Origin of the sequence: Bathymodiolus platifrons methanotrophic gill symbiont (genome assembly GCF_002189065.1) — a bacterium.
In the GTDB taxonomy this organism is placed as follows: domain Bacteria; phylum Pseudomonadota; class Gammaproteobacteria; order Methylococcales; family Methylomonadaceae; genus Methyloprofundus.
The window spans coordinates 1-1,105 of record NZ_BDMN01000595.1 but is presented as its reverse complement, the minus strand read 5'-3'; the positions used below and the strand labels follow the sequence as shown (position 1 = coordinate 1,105).

At 35.7% G+C, this 1,105-nt stretch carries 1 protein-coding gene; it reads left to right on the top strand.

Features of this window, described 5'->3' with window-relative positions; all coding sequences use genetic code 11:
- Nucleotides 1-222 precede the first annotated feature (222 nt).
- Nucleotides 223-744 (top strand): DUF4823 domain-containing protein, encoded by a 522-nt coding sequence (locus CDZ78_RS20810; protein WP_087871631.1) that lies wholly within the window; start codon nt 223-225, stop codon nt 742-744.
- Nucleotides 745-1,105: the final 361 nt, after the last annotated feature.

The following is a 1,105-nucleotide window of genomic DNA, read 5'->3' as shown; positions in this document are numbered from 1 at the left end:
AAATAGCCTAGCGTCTCAAAGCCACTTTTTGCCAGTGACTCGATTATGTTAACGGCAATTTAATGACGTTGACTTTTAGGGTTATTACTTACATTGAGCGGGTCTATTTTCTGGTTTTTATATTAAAGTATCAATCCATACCCGCTCAATGTGAGTATGATCGTAGGTGATTTAGTTTTTGCGACAGAACCTAAATTTTGACTAAATTAAATTGGGCAATAAATGAAAAAATCAGGGTTATTATTCATAATGTTTATTTTATCCGGATGTACCGCCAAGTATGACGTTATTAGGTATGATAATACGCAATTATCAATAAATGATAGCTATTACATATCAAACCCCAAAGATGGTAAATATGCTGAAATTAATTATGTTAATTCAGGTGAAATGACGAGAGATGCATTATTCAATGAGCTATCTACCCTAGGTGTTAAAACTGAAAAGGCAGATAAAACATTGAGCAAGATTGACTCACTTCTCAGTGCCAAACAACAAGGGTATGTTTTTTTAATTTACCCAACTATTTTACACTGGGAAGACAGAGCAACTGAATGGAGTGGTTTACGCGATAGGGCCAAAATTAAATTAGAACTTATTGACACGGATACAAAAGTTACTGTCGATAACGCAATTTTTAATTTAGTTGGTACTTGGTGGACATTTGGTGGTCTACATCCTCAAGATATGGTGAGTGAGGCGGTGAAAGAGTATTTTAAAAAAGTATTTGATTTGGAAAAATAGGCTAAGGACAACGGACAAATATAGGCTCTTTTTACTTTCCTGTTGGCCAGATACTAAAGAGCGAGTATTTAATAATCCCCGAAAGTATAGCGCAGGATTTTACTTCACAGTCGTTACTACTCAGCACCCTTGACTAACTTAAAATAAATAAGTTACTAAGGTAGGTGGATTCAACTCTGAAGTGCAATTCTTGTAATCATGCGGCCTCACGTTTATTGTCTCGGGACGCTAGTCAAAACTATGCACTTTAGTGCAAGACCTTAGTTGATACACACTTTTTTGTACAATGCTCTGATGAATGAACAAAGACAGGTTCTGTCGCATAAACTTCACTTTCCGACGTTATCTTCTATCATAATTC